Source organism: Xanthomonas sp. LF07-6, assembly GCF_034105445.1.
Lineage (GTDB): Bacteria > Pseudomonadota > Gammaproteobacteria > Xanthomonadales > Xanthomonadaceae > Xanthomonas_A > Xanthomonas_A sontii.
Window position 1 is genome coordinate 409,906 of sequence record NZ_JAXGGI010000002.1, and the last position, 19,684, is coordinate 429,589.

Below are 19,684 nucleotides of genomic sequence, written 5' to 3' on the forward strand. Positions count from 1 at the left end.
AAGGAGTATCCGATGCGTATCGAGACCTACGGCCAGCAGATCGAAGTCACCCCCGCCCTGCGCGAGTATGTGGAGACCAAGCTGCAACGGCTGAAGCGACACTACGAGGAAACCATCGAGGTCCGCGCCCAGCTGGCGCTGCGCAAGCCCGACCATCACGTCGAGGCCACGGTCAATGTCCCCGGCCGCACCCTGCACGCCGACGCCACCGCGCAGACCATGTACGCGGCGATCGACCTGCTCGCCGACAAGCTGGACCGGCTGATCATCAAGCACAAGGAAAAGAAGCACGACCACCATGCGGCCGAGGTGCGCGACAATCTCGCGTGATCCTCCCCACGTTGCGCCGCCATGCCCTTGACCGATCTGATGGCGGCCGTCAGCACCCAGGTGCTTCCGGCCGCCGATCGCGACACCCTGCTGCACACCGCTGCCGGTCTGCTGGCCTGCCAGCAGGCCGGCGCCGATGAACTCTTCGCCAGCCTGCGCGAGCGCGAGCAGCTCGGCAGCACCGCCATCGGCCACGGCATCGCCATCCCGCACGGCCGCGCGCCGGACCTGGACGCCCCACGTGGCGCGCTGCTGCGCCTGCAGCAGCCGATCGATTTCGACGGCCAGGGCACCCTGGTCGACCTGATCTTCGCCATGGCGGTCCCGGCGCACTACACCCACCAACACCTGATGCTGCTGTCCGAACTGGCCGAGCAGTTCTCCATCGAGGAATTCCGCGACGCCCTGCGCAATGCGCCGGACGCCGCCGCACTGTATGCGCTGCTCGGCGGCGCGCCACGGGCCGCCGCATGAACACCAGCATCGACGCACGCGAGCTGTTCGACCAGCAGCGCGACCGCCTGGGCCTGCGCTGGATCGCCGGGCACAAGGGCGAACACCGGGTGCTGGAGGCCGGCAATGCGGTCTCGCGGCGCCCGTCGCTGGCCGGCTATCTCAACACCATCTACCCCAACAAGGTGCAGATCCTCGGCACCGAGGAACTGGCCTGGCTGGACTCGCTGGACGCGCGCCAGCGCTGGGAGACCATCGAGAAGATCGTGCAGGTGCGGCCGCTGGCGCTGGTGGTCACCAAGAACCAGTCGTGCCCGGAAGACCTGCGCGCGGCCGCCGACGAATCCGACACGCCGCTGTGGGTCTCGCCCAAGCGCGGCCACGAACTGCTCAATCACCTGTCCTACCACCTGGCACGCACGCTGGCGCCGCGGGTGATCCTGCATGGCGTGTTCATGGAGATCTACTCGATCGGCGTGCTGATCACCGGCGAGGCGGGTTCGGGCAAGAGCGAACTGGCGCTGGAACTGCTCAGCCGCGGCCACCGCCTGGTCGCCGACGACGCCCCCGAATTCACCCAGATCGCCCCCGACGTGCTCGACGGCACCTGCCCGGAACTGCTGCAGGACCTGCTGGAAGTGCGCGGGCTCGGCGTGCTCAACGTTCGCGAGATGTTCGGCGACACGGCTGTAAAGAAGAACAAGTACCTTCGGCTCATCGTGCACCTGACCCGGCCCATGACCGAGCCCACGCCCCATGGCTACGAGCGCCTCACCGGCGATTCCGGGACCCGCCACGTGCTGGACCTGGACGTGCCGCTGATCACCCTGCCGGTGATGCCCGGCCGCAACCTGGCGGTGCTGACCGAGGCCGCCACGCGCCTGCACATCCTGCGCACCAAGGGCATCGATCCGGCGGCGATGTTCATCGCCCGCCACAGCAACCTGCTGGAGCGGCGCAGCCCATGACCGACGGCGCCCCCACCTCCACCCTGGTCATCGTCAGCGGCCTGTCCGGCTCCGGCAAGTCGGTGGCGCTGAAGACCTTCGAGGACCTGGACTACTACTGCGTCGACAACCTGCCGGTGGAACTGCTGCCAGCCTTCGTCAAGAGCCTGGTACGCGAGGATGCCGGCCCCAGCAAACTGGCGGTGGGCATCGACGTGCGCAGCCGCCATAGCGACCTGAGTCAGCTCTCGCGCTGGCGCGAGGCGGTGGCGCAGTTCGGCCTGGATGCGCGACTGCTGTTCTTCGACGCCAACGACGAGGCGCTGATCAAGCGCTACGCCGACACGCGCCGGCGCCATCCGCTGTCGCGTCAGGGCCTGTCGCTGCCGGAAGCGATCGAGCGCGAGCGCGCCCTGACCGAGCCACTGCGCGAGGCGGCCGATGCGGTGATCGACACCAGCACGCTCAACGTGCACCAGCTGCGCCGGCGGGTCACCACCGAGTTCGCGCTGTCCAGCGAGAACACCCTGTCGCTGCTGTTCGAGTCCTTCGCCTACAAGCGCGGGGTGCCGGCCGAGGCGGATTTCGTGTTCGACGCGCGGGTGCTGCCGAATCCGCACTGGGACCCGGAACTGCGGCCGATGACCGGCCGCGACAGCGGCGTGCGCGAGTACCTGGACGCGCAACCAGATGTGCAGCGCTACACCGCGCAACTGATCGACTTCCTCGACACCTGGCTGCCGCGGCTGCGCAACGACACCCGCAGCTACGTGACCATCGCCTTCGGCTGCACCGGCGGCAAGCACCGCTCGGTCTACCTGGCCGAACGCCTGGCCGGCCACGCCCGCGAACAGGGCTGGCCGGAAGTGGCGACCTTCCATCGCGAGCAGGATTGATCGAAAAGCCGGGATTCGGGATCGGGGATTCGGGATTGGCAAAAGCGGCATTGCTCTGGCTCTTGCGAATCCCAATCCCGAATCCCCAATCTCCGCTCCCCACAGGCATTCCCTGCGCCCTGCCTGACCTGTTAACGTTCTCCCATGGCCTGTGGCATTCTCCTCATCACCCACCCTGGGATCGGCGCCGCGCTGCTGAGCGTGGCGACCCGGCTGTTGCGGCAATTGCCGCTGAAAACCGAAGCCTTCGAGGTGCCGTTCGACGCCGACCTCGACGCGCTGCTACCGAACGCATCTGCCGCGTTGCGGCGGGTGGACGACGGCGATGGCGTGCTGGTGGTTACGGATCTGTACGGCGCCAGCCCGAGCAACCTCGCCGCACGGCTGGCGCGCCTGGGCACGCCGGTGCGGCGCGTCTCGGCGTTGAGCCTGCCGATGCTGCTGCGGATCATGAACTACCCCGAACAAGGACTGGAGCAGTTGCCCGCGACCGCCGCCGCCGGCTCGCGCAACGGCGTGGTGATCGACGATGCTTGAACGCGAACTGCTGGTCTCCAACCGCCTCGGCCTGCACGCCCGCGCCACTGCCAAGCTGGTGCAGACGCTGTCCTCGTTCCGCTGCAACGCCACGCTGGCGGCCAAGGGCCGCGAGGTCAACGCCAAGAGCATCATGGGCGTGATGCTGCTGGCCGCCGCACAGGGCACGCCGGTGACGGTGCGAGTGGACGGCGCCGACGAAGCCGAGGCGCTCAAGGCCGTGGTCGACCTGTTCGAGCGGCGCTTCGACGAGGACAGCTGAGCATGCGCCCCCGGCGGCCGCAGGCAGGGACGCGGTGCCGCCGCATGGGGCACGCGCGGTGAGCGTGCGTATCGCCGGCCATGGCGCCTCGCGCGGCAATGCCCTGGGCCGGGCGCGGGTGCGCCTGCCGCATGCGCTGGAGGTGGCCGAGCAACGCATCGGCGCCGCGCAGATCCCCGAAGAACTCGATCGCCTGCACCGCGCGGTGGACGCCGCGCGCGAGGAGATGCACGGCCTGCGCCAGCGCCTGCACGGCGCCCTGGCCAAGGAGGTCGGCGAATTCCTCGACCTGCACGCGCTGCTGCTCGACGACCCGGAATTGCTGCACGGCCTGGACGAACTGATCCGCACCGGCCGCTACAGCGCCGACTACGCGCTGCGCCTGCAGCGCGACCGCCTGGCGACCGTGTTCGACGACATGGAAGACGCCTACCTCAAGAGCCGCATGGACGATCTGGACCATGTGATCGGGCGGATCCATGCGTTCCTGCAGAAGCGCCAGCCGGACAGCGAAGGCCTGGCCGGCGAGATTCTGGTGTGCGAGAACGTGGCGCCGTCGGAACTGGCGCAACTGCAGGCGCAGGGCGTGGTCGGCATCGTCACCAGCGCCGGCAGCACCCTCTCGCACAGCGCGATCCTGGCGCGCAGCCTGCACCTGCCGCTGGTGGTCGGCGTCGCCGACGCGCTGCAGAAGATCAACGACGGCGACGTGCTGATCATCGACGGCACCCAGGGCGCGGTGCTGGTCGACCCGACCCCGGACGACCTGCGCGACTACCGCAGCCGCGTGCGCGAGCAGGCCAAGCTGCAGCGCAGCCTGGGCAAGCTGCGCTCCAAGCCCAGCCGCACCCGCGACGGCGTGGACATCACCCTGCTGGCCAATGCCGAGTCGCGCGACGACGTCACCCGCGCGCATGCGCTGGGCGCCGACGGCCTGGGCCTGTACCGCACCGAATTCCTGTTCCTGCAGCGCGACGCCCTGCCCGACGAGGAAGAACAGTTCCATACCTACCGCGACGCGGTGCTGGGCATGAGCGGACGGCCGGTCACCATCCGCACCCTGGACCTGGGCGCGGACAAGGCCGATCGCACCGGCCTGACCATGAGCAACGAAGAAAACCCGGCGCTGGGGCTGCGCGGCGTGCGCCTGTCGCTGGCCCGGCCCAAGGTCTCCGACACCCAGTTGCGCGCGCTGCTGCGCGCCTCCGCCTACGGCCCGGTGCGGGTGCTGGTGCCGATGGTCAGCACGCGCGAGGAACTACTGGCGATGCGCCGCCATCTCAAGCGCATCGCCGCGCAGTTGCGCCGCGACGGTCATGCCATCGCCGAGCAGGTGCAACTCGGCGCGATGATCGAGGTGCCGGCCGCAGCGCTGGCCCTGGATACCTTCATCGACACGATCGACTTCCTGTCGATCGGCACCAACGACCTGGTGCAGTACCTGCTCGCCGCAGACCGCAACAACGAAGCAGTGGCCGCGCTGTATTCGCCGCTGCATCCGGCGGTGCTGCGGCTGATCGCGCAGGTGATCGCCACCGGCCAGGCCCATGGCAAGCCGGTGGCGGTGTGCGGCGAGATCGCCGGCGACCCGGCACTGACGCCGATGCTGCTGGCGCTGGGGCTGCGCGAGTTCAGCCTGCACCCGGCGACGATGCTGGAAGTACGCCAGGTGATCCGCGACACCGACCTGCAGACCCTGCGCCAGCGCGGCGCCAAACTGCTGCAGGCGCGCGACCGCAAGGGCATCGAGCGCTGGCTGGGTTGCGCGATCGGGTAGTTCCCGTGCGTGTTGCGGCATTGCCTTGTGGGAGGGACTTCAGTCCCGACGCCCGAACCCTTATCGCGTCGGGACTGAAGTCCCTCCCACAAAAAAGCCGTCGCCCGCGTGCCGGCGTACATGCGTCATTCCGATCGACATCCCTCTCCCTGCCTTTCTGCCTTCCTGCCTTCTGGTCTGCTCTCTGCTTCCTTCTCGGTGCTACCCATTCTCCTGCTCCCCTGTTCCTGCCCCCTGCCATTTGCCTCTCGCCCCCTTCCCCGAGAGCAGTTTTTCGCTTGCTACCCCGTCGCTTTTCTCCCCGCGCACTGACGCTGCTTCGCTCTGCACTTGCGATTCCCGATTCCCCATTCCCCACTCCCGGCTCCACCAACACTGTGCTTCCCGCAACATGCAGGCGATAATGTTGGGATGAACATCTGACCCACCGCGTTTCTCCGGAGCGCGGCCTCACCCCAAGGGAGCAGCGCATGGCCGACGCCGTCCGCCACGACAAGACCGCGCGGCAGCTGCGCATGCTGTCCGATGCGCTGGACAGCGGGCGCCTGGGCCCGGTGCGGCGGCTGGTCAATACGCTGGCGCCGGCCGAGATCGGCAACCTGCTGGAGTCGTTGCCGCCGGGCAAGCGCGAGGTGGTGTGGGGGCTGGTCGATCCGGAGGACGACGGCGAGGTGCTGGTCCACGTCGGCGAGGAAGTGCGCGAGAGCCTGCTCGCGGACATGGACCCGGACGAAATCGTCGCCGCGGTCGAAGACCTGGACATCGACGACCTGGCGAACCTGGTCGAGGACTTGCCGGACACGGTCATCGACGAAGTGCTCAAGTCGATGGACCGCGAGAACCGCGAGCGGCTCGAGCAGGTGCTGTCGTATCCCGAGGACAGCGCCGGCCGCCTGATGAACCCGGACGTGGTCACCGTGCGCGCAGACGTCAACGTCGACGTGGTGCTGCGCTACCTGCGCCTGCGCGGCGAATTGCCGGACCACACCGACCACCTGTTCGTGGTCAGCCGCCGCCACCAGTACCTGGGGCGGGTGTCGCTGGCGGCGCTGGTGACCCACGAGGATTCCACCCCGATCAACCGGCTGATCGACGACGAGCAGCCGGCGATCGACGTCGGCGAAGGCGCCGACGAGGTCGCGCGGCAGTTCTCCGACCACGACTGGATCTCCGCGCCGGTGGTGGACGACAACAACATCCTGCTCGGCCGCATCACCATCGACGACGTGGTCGACATCATCCGCGACCAGGCCGAGCACCAGGCGATGAGCGCCGCCGGCCTGGACGAGGACGAGGACCTGTTCAGCCCGGTGCGGCGCGCGTTCCGGCGCCGCCTGCTGTGGCTGACCATCAACCTCGGCACCGCCTTCATCGCCTCCAGCGTGGTCGGCCAGTTCGAGGGCACCATCGCCAAGCTGGTGGCGCTGGCCGCGCTGATGCCGATCGTGGCCGGCATGGGCGGCAACGCCGGCACCCAGGTGCTGGCGCTGATGGTGCGCGGCCTGGCCCTGGGCCAGATCGGCGCCTCCAACGTGATCGTGCTGCTGCGCAAGGAACTGTCGGTGGCGCTGATCAACGGCCTGGCGCTGGGCATCGGCCTGGGCCTGATCGTGCTGCTGTGGTTCAAGCAGCCGCTGCTGTCGCTGGTGATCGGCTCGGCGCTGACCATCAACCTGCTCACCGCCGCGCTGGGCGGCGTGCTGGTGCCGCTGACGCTCAAGCGCCTGGGCTTCGATCCGGCGCTGGCCGGCGGGGTGATCCTGACCACGCTGACCGACGTGATGGGCTTCCTCAGCTTCCTCGGCCTGGCCACCTTGGTCCTACTGTAGGGCGTATGCGTACGGCGGGCGCGGTTCCCGCCGGCGCGCCGCACGGAGCGGCAGCAGCGCGCGTCGCCGCATCCACCGGTGCACGACGGTCACGCCACGCCAGCACGCGCCTTGGCCGCCGGCTGACTGGCGCATGTCCGCCGCCCCTGCCCGGGTTGTCGTGGAGACGTCGCGCCCACGATACTGCGGCCTTCCCATCCGAGGGCCGGCCATGTCGATGCGTTCGTTGCTGCTTCTGCTGTGCCTGTCGATGGTCGGCTGCAGCACTCTGCCCAGCGACCCGGCCACCGGCCACTTCGTCAGCCGCCAGCTCAGCCTCGACGGACGCATCTACCGCTACCAGGTGTTCGTGCCGGCGCCGGCGCATCGCCAGGGCCCGGTGCCGGTGGTGCTGTTCCTGCACGGCTCCGGCGAGCGCGGCGACGATGGCCGCGACCAGACCACGGCCGGACTGGGCCCGTACCTGCGCCGCCACCTGGCCGATTTCCCGGCCCTGGTGGTGATGCCGCAGGCACCCGACGGCGAGGAATGGAACGGCGCCAACGCGACCATGGCGCTGCAGGCGCTGGACGACAGCAGTGCCGAGTTCAACGGCGACCCGCAGCGCACCTACCTGACCGGCATGTCGATGGGCGGCTACGGCACCTGGGAGATCGCCCTGAAGCAGCCGCAGCGCTTCGCTGCGCTGGTACCGATCTGCGGCGCGATCCTCTCCCCGCACGAAGACCGCGAATACCTGGTGGTGACGCCGGTGGCCTATCTGGCCGACCCCTACAGCGCCCTGGCGCAGCGCCTGCGGCACGTGCCGGTGTGGATCTTCCACGGCGCCCAGGACGACGTGGTGCTGCCGCACGACGACCGCAAGATCGTCCGTGCATTCAAGAACCTCGACGCCGACGTGCGCTACACCGAATACCCGCAGGGCAACCACAACGCCTGGGATGCCACCTACCGCGATCCGAAGATGTGGCAGTGGCTGTTCGCGCAGAAGCGCAGCGACGCCGCCACGCAGACGACCGCGGACAACTGAGCGCGGCCCGCCCTGCGCCGCGCGCACGTGCGCGACGGCGTAACCGGCCTGTCCGCGCACTGCCGATCTTCGATCACCGTTCGATGCAGGGGGATGCATGCGACACAAGGGGATGCTGTGCGCCATCGTGTGCGCGCTGTTGGCCTGCGCCAGCCACGGCGCGACGGCACAGGCGCTGACCGAACCGGTCACCACCTACCTGCAGAGCAAGGCGGCGACCGCCCGCCCCGGCGTGGAATACCGCAAGGACATCGCCGCGCTGCAGACACGCTTGGACAGCATGGATGCGGCGGACATCGCCCTGCTGGACCGGATCATCGCCCATTGCAGCAGTTGGCAACGGCCCGGCCTGCGCGTGATCAGCGTCGCCGACGTGCACGAGTACGAGGCCTACATGGCCGCCCATGACGACGGCCAGCCGACCGAATGGATCGACCTCAGTTGCGCCAACGCACTGCAGATGCGTGGCTTTGCCGCCGCCGCACAACGGCAGTGGTCGGAGGCGCTGGCATGGCTTGATCAGGCCATCGCGCTCGGGCCGTATCTGTTCTCCGCCTACACCGAACGCGGCTATGCGTTGCGCAACCTCGGGCGCACGGACGAAGCGCTCGCCACCTATCGGCAGGCGCTGGCCCTGGCCGACGTCTCGCCGCGGGCGCGGGCAGGCCGCGCGATCGCGCTACGCGGCATCGGCTCGCTGTTGATCGACACCCCGGACAAGGCCGGCGCCCGCGCGGCCCTGCAGCAGTCGCTGGAGCTTGAACCCGGCAATGCTGTCGCCCTGCACGAACTGCAGTATCTCGACCAGATGGAAGCGGCAGCGTCGCAAGCGCATTAGGTCCTGCCCGCGCTTCCGCGCATGCCGCGCCGAGGTGATGCACGCCTCCGGCAGCGACACCGCCGCAGGCCTGTGTGCATGGGTCCACTGCCACGCCGATCGGCGCGGGCCTGGCAGGTGCGTCGCCGACACGCGCAGCGTACGTCGACGGCCGGCAACACCGACGGTGCGATCGGGCCCAACGCGGCGAACATGGCCGCTGCGCTGCAGGCAGTGCGCAGCGGCAGCGGCCCCGCGTGACGCGCCCGGTCGACGACGACAGTTCCAGCTGCGCGACGCCATCGGCTGTGCGGCGACGCGCCAAACCGCGTACAGTCCGCGCTTTCGTGCATAGGCCCGGCATGGCGACCGCCATCTCTTCATCGCAAACCGCGTTCCATGCCCGCCTGCGCGCCCTGGAGCCGAGCGCAGCGGTGGTCGCCGGCGCGGCGATTCCGCCACTGCTGGTGCCGGCACACGACGACGCCGCTGCGTTGCAACTCAGCGACAGCGGACGCTGGCTGTTGCAGGTGCTGGATGCGCTGGACGCGCTGCACCAGGCAAGCCAGGCCACCCGCCTGTCCGCCGATGCGCTGCGCCGCGACCAGAAGTTCGCACCGCCCGGACGGCCGTCGCTGCACCTGGTGCAGTTGCGCCAGCAGCAGGCGGCCGCGCAGCAGGCCGTGCGTCGTGCCAACCAGACGCTGGCGCAGGCCGCCGCCGGCTTCGTGCGCAGCGCCGGGCTGACGCCGCCGCCGCGGACCGGGCCGGTGGCGTTCGTGCAAGGATGGCTCGCACGCCATCTGGGGTAGCGGCACCGCGGTGCCGCGCGGCCCGGGCGTGCATCGATATACGGCCCGCCACGCCGCGCGTGTCTACGCAAGCTAAACCGCGGGCGCCGGAGCGCCCATGCCAGCCCGGCCTGCACCTGCCCCGCTGCTATCCTGCACGCCCCTCGCACTCCGCTGCCCGACGCCCCATGCCCGTGCCCGCTCTCGTTGCCCTCCCCTGCCCTGCCCCGGCGGCCTGCTCGCGCACGCGCCTCGGCGCCCGTGCCACGGCGGCGGCATGAGCATGCCCGGCGCGCACACGGCCAATTTCGCCACCTGGGGCATCTGCGCGCTGGCCACGGCCGGCGTGATCGCGCGGCCGTTCAAGCTGCCCGAGGCGTGCTGGGCGGTGGGCGGCGCGCTGCTGCTGATGGTGCTGGGGCTGATGCCCGGCGGCGAGGCCTGGCAGGCGGCACTCAAGGGTCTGGACGTGTACCTGTTCCTGATCGGCATGATGCTGCTGTCGGAGACCGCGCGCGCCGAAGGTCTGTTCGACTGGGTGGCGATGCATGCGGTGAACCTGGCCAAGGGCTCGACCCAGCGCCTGTTCGCGCTGGTGTTCGGCGTCGGCATCGTGGTCACCGCGTTCCTGTCCAACGACGCCACCGCGGTGGTGCTGACCCCGGCGGTGTACGCGGCCGCGCGCAAGGCCGGCGCCAAGCCGCTGCCGCTGCTGTTCGCCTGCGCGCTGATCGCCAACGCCGCCAGCTTCGTGCTGCCGATCTCCAACCCCGCCAATCTGGTGCTGTACGGCGGCAAGATGCCGACCCTTGGCGCGTGGATGGCCGCGTTCGCGCTGCCGTCGCTGCTGGCGATCGGGGTGACCTTCGTGATGCTGCGCTGGGCCGAGCGCAAGGACCTGACCGGCCATTGCGCCACGCGCGTGGACACGGTGCCGCTGACCCGCGGCGGCACCTTCGCCCTGGTCGGCATCCTCGCCACCGCCGCGCTGCTGGTCGGCGTCTCCGCGCTCGGCCTGGACCTGGGCCTGCCGACCTGTCTGGCCGGCCTGGCGACGCTGGGCGTGGTGTGCCTGGGTGGCCGCCAGTCGCCGCTGCCGATGGCCAAGGCGGTGTCGTGGTCGGTGCTGCCGCTGGTCGCCGGCCTGTTCGTGCTGGTGGAGGCGCTGTCGCGCACCGGCGTGATCGGTCTGCTCGCGCGCACCCTGGCCGACGCCGCTGCGCACTCGCCGCAGGCCACCGCCGGCATCGCCGGCACCCTGCTGGCGTTCGGCTCCAACCTGATGAACAACCTGCCCGCCGGCCTGATCGCCAGCACCACCGTGGCCCAGGCGCAGCCGCCGCAACTGGTGGTGGACGCGCTGCTGATCGGCGTGGATCTGGGCCCGAACCTGTCCATCACCGGCTCGCTGGCGACCATCCTGTGGCTGACCGCGATCCGCCGCGAAGGCGAGGACGTGGGCTTCTGGCGCTTCCTCAAGGTCGGCGCGCTGGTGATGCCGCCGGCGCTGCTGTGCGCGCTGGGTGCGCGGCTGCTGCTGGGCTGAGTCGCGCGCGCCCACTTCGCGGATTGCCCATGGCGGCCAGCCCGCGGAATGGGCACCCAGGCCCGGCCTGCAGCGACCGCGGGTCGGCCGCGGCGGCTTCTACCGCACCGCGTCGCGGCCGAAGCCGCTGCTCCGAGGGAGTCTGCGAGCTGTCGGTGCCGTCACAGGAGCGGCTTCAGCCGCGACAGGCTTACCACGGCAACTGCCGCGGTTGATCCATGAAAAGCAACGAGCGCCGCTGTACGGCAGCAGACATGACGCGCGCGGAGCCCGCGCCTGTGGGAGCGACCTCAGTCGCCACGAGCGAAGCCCGACACCGGCCGACACCCTCACGCGTCGGGACGGAAGTCCCTCCCACAACGGCATGCCGCCACCGCTGGAGCGCGCGCCCTACCCCGCGCGCAGCCGCCGCGCCACGCCGCTGACCACGGCAATGACCGCGGTCAGCGCCGCCATCGACAGGAACTGCGTGCGGGTATCCGGCGAGGCCACCAGCAGGCCGAAGATCAGCGCCAGGATCGCCAGCGCCAGCACGGTGAGCACCGGATAGCCGCGCATGCGGAACGGCAGGCGGGTGCCGGCACGGTCGGCGCGCGCACGCAGGATCAGCTGCGACAGCAGCGAGATCGTCCACACCAGCAGGCAGGTGGCGCCGACGATGTTCAGCAGCACCGGCAGCACCCGGTTCGGATACAGCAGTTCCAGCACCGCGGCGACGAAGCCGAACAGCACGCTGGCCAGCACCGCCAGCCACGGCACCTGCTGGCGGCTGGACGCGGCCAGCGCGCGCGGCGCTTCGCCGCGCTGGGCCAGCGAGAAGATCATCCGCGAGGCACCGTACAGATTGGCGTTGAGCGCCGACAGCAGCGCAATCACCGCGATCAGGGTGATGCCGGTGGCGGCGCCGGGAATCCGGGCCACCTGCAGCACCGCGGCGAACGGCGAACTCAGCGCCTCGCTCTGCCACGGCACCACCGCGATGATCACGCTCAGCGAGCCGATGTAGAACACCAGGATGCGCCAGGCGACGGTGCGGATGGCGCGGGCGATGCTGCGCTCCGGGTCGGCGGTCTCGGCCGCGGCGACCGCCACGATCTCGGTGCCGCCGAACGCGAACACCACCACCAGCAGCGCGGCACCGATGCCAGCCAGGCCCTTCGGCGCGAAGCCGCCGTTGCCGGTGACGTTGGACAGGCCCGGCGAGGCCACCCCGGGCAGCCAGCCGGCCAGCAAGGCGATGCCGACCAGGATGAAGCCGACGATCGCCGCGACCTTGAGGATGGCGAACCAGAATTCGAACTCGCCGAAATTGCGCACGCCCAGCAGGTTGATCGCGGTGAACGCGGCCATGAACGCGATCGCGGCCAACGGCACCGGCAAGCCCGGCCACACCGTCGCCAGCAGGCCGGCGGCACCCACGGCCTCGGCGGCGATCACGATCACCAACTGCAGCCACCACAGCCAGCCCACGGTGGCGCCGGCAGTCGGACCCATCGCGTCGGCGGCGTACACCGAGAACGCACCGCTGGCCGGCTTGGCCGCCGCCATCTCGCCCAGCGCGTTCATCACGATGATCACCAGCGCGCCGGCGACCAGGTAGGAAATCAGCACCGCGGGCCCTGCCGCGTGCACGCCGACGCCGGAGCCCAGGAACAGGCCGGCGCCGATCGCGCTGCCCAATCCCATCATGATCAGTTGCCGCGGTTTCAGCGCATGGCGCAAGGCGGGTGCGGCGGCAGGCGGGACAGGCGCGGACGGATGCGGCATCGGCTCGGTCGGGTGCGGAAAACGCGACACGATACAGGCTGGCGACGATGCCGTGCGGCTACGCGCGCGTTTGGCCGCCTGCGAGCGCGGATCGGCGCACAGCGGCGGCATGGCTGCTGCAACGCAGCGCGGATCCGCGCACGCGGCCGCGATCCACACCGCCGGGGCGGACGGCGAGCGCGTTGCTGGCGGCCCTCCCACGTCCGGCAAGACGACGGCACCGCTCGATGCCCGACATGTACGGATATTCCTTACCCGCAGCCATCGCGGACTTTTGCTCCATCTCGTTGATTTAGCATATTGACAGCGATACTAACGTCAGAAATACTGAACTCGACGCCCACCGAATCTCCTGTCTCCGTACCAGCCGATGAGGGCATGCACGCTGAGCCAGGAGGACGGCAGGCGACGACGGACCGGGAGACGGCCCGTTGCGGGCGCTCAGGCCGGAAAGGACCACGGCTGCCGCTCGTCCCATGGCGTACAGGTCCGTACCATCCAGACAAGGAGAGACACCATGATCAAACCGTTGCTGACCCTGACGGTGCTGGCGGCCGCGCTGGCCGTGCCCTGCCTGCAGGCCGCCGAGCGCGCACCGCTCAACGCCGCCGATGCCATCCAGGGCATGGGCGAACGCCTGCCCATCGGCAAGAAGAACGTCAGCCTGTCGCCGCTGTTCAAGGTCTACACGTTCGAGAAGGCCGGCCTGCGCTTCGTACAGATCAACTCGTTGCGGGACGAGGTCATCACCGTGCTCACCGCCACGCCGGGCACCGAGGCACGGCTGCCGATCGGCAGCGCCGCCGAGGAGCAGATGATCGCGGTCAACGACGCGAAGAACCAGCCGCTGGGCATGGTCACCGCCGCGGCGAGTTGCCCGTGCAACGCCACCGTGGTCTACCGCGACGCCAACACCACCATCGTGGTGGTCTACGGCTCCAACGGCGAGTACATCACCTCGTACGTGATCAAGAGCCCGCAGACCAAGCCGCCGCAGTAAGTGCCGACCGCGCTGCGGCCGCGCCCGGCGGCCGCAGCGTGACCCACCGCCGTCGATCGGCGGACGCGGGTGCCCTGATCGGCCCCGTCGCCCGGCGAGCGATCGGCAAACGCGTGCGGCCGCCTTCCGAGGAAGGCGGCCGCACCAACGACAGTCCGGCGACCGGACCGCAGCGACTCAGAACTCCTGCCAGTCCTTGTCCAGCGCCACCGCCGCCGCGAACGACGGCGCGCGGCGTGCCGGTGCGACCGCGGCCTGCGGGCGCGGACTGCGCGTCATCGTCTGCGTCGCGTGCCTGCCGCGCGGCAACGGAGCCGGCATCGGCGCCGCAGCCGGCGCGCCGTCCAGCTTGAACAGCGCCACGGCCTGGGTCAGCTCCACCGACTGCTGCTCCATCGAGCGCGCCGCCGCCGTGGCTTCTTCCACCAGCGCCGCGTTCTGCTGCGTGCTTTCGTCCATCTGGGTGACGGTCTGGTTGACCTGCTCGATGCCCGCCGACTGCTCCTGCGACGCCGCCGAGATCTCGCCCATGATGTCGGTCACCCGCTGCACCGACGCCACGATCTCCTGCATGGTGCTGCCTGCCCGGTCGACCAGCGCCGAGCCTTCGGCGACGCGGGTCACCGAATCGTCGATCAGCGTCTTGATCTCCTTGGCGGCATTGGCCGAACGCTGCGCCAGGGTGCGCACTTCGCTGGCAACGACCGCGAACCCGCGGCCCTGCTCGCCGGCACGTGCCGCTTCCACCGCCGCGTTGAGCGCCAGGATATTGGTCTGGAAAGCGATGCCGTCGATCACGCCGATGATGTCGGCGATCTTCTTCGACGAGGCCTCGATGCCGCTCATGGTCTCGACCACCTGACCGACCACGGCACCGCCCTGGGACGCGACCGACGCCGCGCCGCTGGCGAGCTGGTTGGCCTGGCGCGCGTGCTCGGCGTTCTGCTTGACCGTGGAGGTCAGCTCCTCCATCGACGCGGCGGTTTCTTCCAGGCTGGCGGCCTGCTGCTCGGTGCGGCGCGACAGGTCGTCGTTGCCGGTGGCGATTTCGCTGGCGGCGGCATTGATGCTGACCGCGGCGGTCTGGATGCGGCCGACGATGCCGGTCAACTGGTCGGCGGTGGCGTTGGCATCGTCGCGCATCCGCGCGAACACGCCGTGGAAGTCGCCGTGCATGCGTGCGGTGAGGTCGCCGGCGGCGATCGCCTGCAGCAGGGCGGACAGCTTGCCCAGGTTGCGGTCGCTGACCTCCATCATCGCGTTGAGGTCCTGCACCATCAGCCGGAAGTCGTGCTGGAAACTGGCCGCATCGCCGCGGGCACTGAAGTCGCCGGCCGCGGCCGACGCGGCCAGGCGCTTGATCTCGGTATTGATCGCCAGCAGGCTGGCCTTGGCCGCATCCATCGACTCGTGCAGCACCGCACGGCTGCCGGGCAGCCGGCGCGCGTCGCGGCGCAGATCGCCGTTGGCGTATTCGTTGAGGATCTCGACCGCCTCGACGATGGCGTCCAGGTGCTCGAACATCATGGTGTTGATGCCCTTGCTCAGTTCGCCGTACACGCCGGGGAAGTCCTGCGGCATGCGGTGGCTGATGTCCTTGTCGGCGTGCAGCTCGATCATCAACGCGGTTTCGCGGGAGAAGCGCTGCAACTGCGTCTGCATCCCACCCATCGCCAGCAGCAGGCGGCCGGGTTCGTCACGCGCGTCGGTGGCCACGTCGTTGTCCAGGCGGCCGGCTGCGATGGCCTCGGCGGCACGGGTGGCGCGATTCAGCGGCACGGTCAGGCTGCGGGTGATCAGCCACGCCAGCAGGCTGCTGACCAGCACCACCGCCAGTCCGCCGGCGATGAGCATGGCGCGCCCACGCGCCATCGCCGCCGTCGCTTCCGCATAGGCCTCGTTGCTGCGGGTGGCCTGCAGATCGGCATAGCGGGCGATGGCGTCCTGCCATTTCTGCGTCAGCGGCGCGGACTCCCGCATCAGCAGGGCCAGGGCCTCGTCCGGCTTGTCGTGCATGCCCAGATCCATCACCCGGTTGTTGACGTCCACGGTCATCTGCCGGGCGCGATCGACGTCCTCCAGCACGGCCTGGCTCTGCGCACCGCTGGGGATGGCGCCCGCCCGCTTGCGCGCCTCCTGGTAGCGTGCGCGCTGCTCGACGACGACCTTGGCGAAGCGGATGTTGTCTTCCTGGGAGGTCGGCAACACGATGTTGCGGACATTGATGGCCACGACCGAACTGGCGTTGAGCATGTCGCTGGACGCGCGGATGGCGGCGATGTTGCGGTTGACGATGCCGTCCAGTCGCTCGCGAGCCTGGAACAGGGTCAGCAGCCCGGCGACGACCAGCGCCGAGGACAACAGGATGAGGATGCCGAACGCGGTGGCGAGCCGGGCACCGACGTTGTAGCGCTGAAGGAATGCAATCATGGAATGGCCTTTGGGGGAATGAGAGGGGCGATGGAACGCCGCGGACCACGCACGCCGACCAGCCGCCGTTGTGCACGCCCGCATCGAACGAGATGAATGAGTCGTGAAAAAGCGTTTTGAATCAGACGCCTGATGACGCATCCCGCTCGATGTGCGGGCGATGTAACGGCGCCCCGCGCGGGGACTTGAGAGGCGATTGCACGGAATTTATTGAACACCCTCAGGCACATCACAGGGATGTGGAGAGACCATTCGCACAGCGTCCGGATCGGCGTTTTCGCGTGAATACCGCGTGCACGTCATGTTGCAACGGCCGGCACGACGCTTGCTTGCGGCGCGAGGGCGCAGCGAGGAAAAAGTTTTCCGATTGACCGCACAGCGGCGACCTCGACACGCGGTGCGAAGACCAGGAACGCGATCGCGGTCACTTCGCAGCGTCGGCCGGGAACCCGCGGCCGCAGCCACGGCGGCAACGATGCTGTCGTACAAGGGACGCGTCGCATCACGCGCACTGCGTCTGCCGCACGGCGGCGGCGCACGTGACGACGTGCTGGATGCTCACGCGGGCAACACGCGCGTAAGCCCCACGCAGGCGTGAGGACGCAGCAGGACGCCCACGCGCGCGGCGTGGGCGTCGGTCAGAAACAGCGTGCCGCGCCAAGGCAGGCACGGCATCGCGACCGCAGTGGAACATCCTCGGATCGGCGGGACGCGGCACCGGCAGCCGCAAGGCAACCGCCACGCGACAGGCGAGCGACGCGCACTGCGCCGCTCGCCGATGACAGGCGCCGTGCGGCTCAGAACTCCTGCCAATCCTTGTCCAGCGCCATCGCCGCCGCCGGCTGCGCCGCACGCCGCGCAGGTGCGGCCTTGGCCGCTGCCGGAAGGACGTTGCGCTTGCCCGCGGGCGTCGCGGTGGCCTGGTGCCGCGGTGCCTGCGCTACCGGCGTGGCCGCGGATGCGTCGAGCTTGAACAGCGCCACCGCCTGGCTCAGTTCCACCGCCTGCTGCTCCATCGAGCGCGCCGCCGCACTGGCCTCTTCCACCAAGGCCGCGTTCTGCTGGGTGCTCTCGTCCATCTGCGTCACGGTCTGGTTGACCTGTTCGATGCCGGCCGACTGCTCCTGCGAGGCGGCGGAGATTTCTCCCATGATGTCGGTGACACGCTGCACCGAGGTCACGATCTCGGTCATGGTCTTGCCGGCCTGGTCGACCAGGACCGAACCTTCGGCGACGCGGCTCACCGAATCGTCGATCAGGCTCTTGATCTCCTTGGCCGCGCTGGCCGAGCGCTGCGCCAGCGTGCGCACCTCGCTGGCGACCACGGCGAAACCGCGCCCCTGGTCGCCGGCACGCGCGGCTTCCACCGCCGCGTTGAGGGCCAGGATGTTGGTCTGGAAGGCGATGCCGTCGATCACCGAGATGATGTCGGCGATGCGCCGCGACGCATCCTCGATGCCGCTCATGGTGGTCACCACCTGGCCGACCACGTCGCCGCCCTGCGAGGCGACCGAGGCCGCACCGGCGGCGAGTTGATTGGCCTGACGCGCGTGCTCGGCGTTCTGGCGAACGGTGGAAGTCAGTTCCTCCATCGAGGCTGCGGTTTCTTCCAGGCTGGCGGCCTGCTGCTCGGTGCGGCGCGACAGATCGTCGTTGCCGGCGGCGATCTCGCTGGCCGCGGCATTGATCGAAACCGCCGAGTGCTTGATGCGGCCGACGATGCCGGCCAGCTGCTCGGCGGTGGCATTGGCGTCGTCGCGCATCTGCGCGAACACGCCGCGGAAATCGCCGTGCATGCGCGCGGTCAGATCGCCAGCGGCGATCGCCTGCAGCAGGGTCGACAGCGCCTGCAGGTTGCCATCGGCGGTGGCCATCAGCTGGTTGAGGCTGTCCACCATCACCCGGAAGTCGTACTGGAAGCGCTCGGCGTCGCCGCGCGCGCTGAAGTCGCCGTCGGCGGCGGACGTCGCCAGTTCCTTGATCTGCCCGTTCATCGCCGACAGGTTGGCCTTGACCTCGTCCATGGTCTGGCTCAGCACCGCCTCCTCGCCAGGCAGGCGGTCCATGTCCTGCGACAGGTCGCCGATCGCGTAGCGGCCCATGATCTGCGCCAGGCGCGTCTTCACCGCAAGATGCGAGGCCACCAGCGCATTGGTCTCGGCCGCCATGCGCCCGTAGTCGCCCGGGAAGGCCTGCGCTTCGATGCGATGGCTGACTTCGCCCGCGTCGTGGCGCTTGGCCATTTCCAACTGCGCGCCGATCAGGTTGCCGACCTGCTGCTGCATGCCCTGCATCGCGACCAGCAGACGTCCGGTTTCGTCGCGGGCATCGGTACGTACGTCGTTGTCGAGCTTGCCGCTGGCGATGGCCTCGGCGACACGCGTGGCGCGGGTCAGCGGCACGGTCAGGCTGCGGGTGATCAGCCAGGCCAGCAGACCGCTGACCAGCACCACGAGCACGCCACCGGCCACCAGCAGGCTGCGGCCACGGTCCATCGCGACGTTGGCGCTGGCGTAGGCCTCGGCGCCGCGCGTGCGTTGCCGGTCGGCATAGGTATTGATCGCCTCCTGCCATTGCTGCGTCGCCGGTCCGGCCTCCGCCATCAGGACTTTCAATGCCTCATCGGCCTTGTTGGCCATGCCCAGGTCCAGGACCTTCTGGTTGGCGAGACGGGTCCGATCGTAGGCGTCGTCGATGGCCTTGCGCATCTGCGCGCCGGTGGCATCGCTGACCGGGATCGCATAGAGCTTGTCGTGGACCTCGCCGTAGTAGCGGCGCTGCTGGTCGACGACCTTGGCGAACCGCTCGTTCTCTTCCTGCGTCGTCGGCAGCACGATGTTGCGCAGATTGACCGCCACCTGTGCGCTGGCATTGCGCATTTCGCCGGTGTAATCGAGGATCTGCATGCGCCGGTTGACGATGGTGTCCATCATCGCGCGCGCCTGTTTCAGCGTCAGCAGCCCGGCGACGACGAGCGCACAGGAGAGCAGGATGAGGACGCCGAAGGCGGACGCGAGCCGCGTCCCGACGTTGTAGCGTTGCAGGATTCCGATCATGAGGGGCCACCAAGTAAGAAAAGGAGAGCAGCCCGCGCCACGACCTGAATCGCGCAGGACACCCTCGGGCCAACGGCCTGGGCGCGATGCGACGGAGAAGAAGGAAAAGACACTTCCAGCACCGGCCGCATCGGGGGTGTCCCATGCGGGTACTCGTACTAGGTAACGGCGACCCGCCCGGAATCTTGATGCGCAACTGCGCACAGTTTCCTAAAT

At 69.5% G+C, this 19,684-nt stretch carries 16 protein-coding genes; 13 read left to right on the plus strand and 3 right to left on the minus strand.

The window, feature by feature from the left end:
• Positions 1–12: 12 nt before the first annotated feature.
• From raiA to SLW56_RS06440, 12 genes are all read left to right on the plus strand, one after another.
• Positions 13–330, plus strand: coding sequence for a ribosome-associated translation inhibitor RaiA (gene raiA, locus SLW56_RS06385; protein WP_152236581.1), 318 nt, complete (start codon positions 13–15; stop codon positions 328–330).
• A 21-nt stretch (positions 331–351) separates the two neighbouring features.
• On the plus strand, positions 352–804 hold the full coding sequence (locus SLW56_RS06390; RefSeq protein WP_017913815.1) for a PTS sugar transporter subunit IIA: 453 nt from the start codon (positions 352–354) through the stop codon (positions 802–804).
• Positions 801–1,751 carry an HPr(Ser) kinase/phosphatase gene (hprK, locus tag SLW56_RS06395; RefSeq protein ID WP_017910661.1) on the plus strand — a complete coding sequence of 317 codons (951 nt, stop codon included), beginning with the start codon at positions 801–803 and terminating at the stop codon, positions 1,749–1,751. Before SLW56_RS06390 ends, hprK begins: the two co-directional genes overlap by 4 nt.
• Positions 1,748–2,626 (plus strand): RNase adapter RapZ, encoded by an 879-nt coding sequence (gene rapZ / locus SLW56_RS06400; RefSeq protein WP_295910447.1) that lies wholly within the window; start codon positions 1,748–1,750, stop codon positions 2,624–2,626. The genes hprK and rapZ overlap by 4 nt, the downstream gene beginning before the upstream one ends.
• A 144-nt stretch (positions 2,627–2,770) precedes the next feature.
• Positions 2,771–3,163, plus strand: a complete 393-nt coding sequence (locus SLW56_RS06405; protein ID WP_017910659.1) for a PTS sugar transporter subunit IIA — start codon at positions 2,771–2,773, stop codon at positions 3,161–3,163.
• Positions 3,156–3,425, plus strand: coding sequence for an HPr family phosphocarrier protein (locus tag SLW56_RS06410; protein WP_010344110.1), 270 nt, complete (start codon positions 3,156–3,158; stop codon positions 3,423–3,425). The genes SLW56_RS06405 and SLW56_RS06410 overlap by 8 nt, the downstream gene beginning before the upstream one ends.
• Positions 3,426–3,483: 58 nt before the next feature.
• A complete protein-coding gene (gene ptsP, locus SLW56_RS06415; RefSeq protein ID WP_026143486.1) occupies positions 3,484–5,202 on the plus strand; it encodes a phosphoenolpyruvate--protein phosphotransferase in 1,719 nt (572 codons plus the stop codon).
• A gap of 470 nt (positions 5,203–5,672) precedes the next feature.
• Positions 5,673–7,031 (plus strand): magnesium transporter, encoded by a 1,359-nt coding sequence (gene mgtE, locus SLW56_RS06420; RefSeq protein WP_010344112.1) that lies wholly within the window; start codon positions 5,673–5,675, stop codon positions 7,029–7,031.
• Positions 7,032–7,242: 211 nt separating this feature from the next.
• Positions 7,243–8,061 carry a prolyl oligopeptidase family serine peptidase gene (locus tag SLW56_RS06425; protein ID WP_017910657.1) on the plus strand — a complete coding sequence of 273 codons (819 nt, stop codon included), beginning with the start codon at positions 7,243–7,245 and terminating at the stop codon, positions 8,059–8,061.
• 97 nt (positions 8,062–8,158) lie between these two features.
• Positions 8,159–8,899, plus strand: coding sequence for a tetratricopeptide repeat protein (locus tag SLW56_RS06430; RefSeq protein WP_226980575.1), 741 nt, complete (start codon positions 8,159–8,161; stop codon positions 8,897–8,899).
• Between the two features lie 341 nt (positions 8,900–9,240).
• Positions 9,241–9,690 carry a hypothetical protein gene (locus SLW56_RS06435; RefSeq protein WP_152182012.1) on the plus strand — a complete coding sequence of 150 codons (450 nt, stop codon included), beginning with the start codon at positions 9,241–9,243 and terminating at the stop codon, positions 9,688–9,690.
• Between the two features lie 256 nt (positions 9,691–9,946).
• On the plus strand, positions 9,947–11,215 hold the full coding sequence (locus tag SLW56_RS06440; RefSeq protein ID WP_320694519.1) for an arsenic transporter: 1,269 nt from the start codon (positions 9,947–9,949) through the stop codon (positions 11,213–11,215).
• Between the two features lie 390 nt (positions 11,216–11,605).
• Here SLW56_RS06440 and SLW56_RS06445 read toward each other — a convergent pair whose 3' ends face one another.
• A complete protein-coding gene (locus tag SLW56_RS06445; protein ID WP_026143485.1) occupies positions 11,606–12,982 on the minus strand; it encodes an amino acid permease in 1,377 nt (458 codons plus the stop codon).
• Between the two features lie 517 nt (positions 12,983–13,499).
• Between SLW56_RS06445 and SLW56_RS06450 the strand changes: the two genes are divergently transcribed.
• Positions 13,500–13,982, plus strand: coding sequence for a hypothetical protein (locus SLW56_RS06450; RefSeq protein ID WP_043095737.1), 483 nt, complete (start codon positions 13,500–13,502; stop codon positions 13,980–13,982).
• A 177-nt stretch (positions 13,983–14,159) separates the two neighbouring features.
• On the opposite strand, the gene SLW56_RS06455 is transcribed toward SLW56_RS06450, so the two are convergent.
• Positions 14,160–16,412, minus strand: a complete 2,253-nt coding sequence (locus SLW56_RS06455; protein WP_267085754.1) for a methyl-accepting chemotaxis protein — start codon at positions 16,410–16,412, stop codon at positions 14,160–14,162.
• Positions 16,413–17,209: 797 nt separating this feature from the next.
• Positions 17,210–19,468: a methyl-accepting chemotaxis protein gene (locus tag SLW56_RS06460; RefSeq protein WP_320694520.1), complete on the minus strand. Its 2,259-nt coding sequence runs from the start codon at positions 19,466–19,468 to the stop codon at positions 17,210–17,212.
• Positions 19,469–19,684 lie beyond the last annotated feature (216 nt).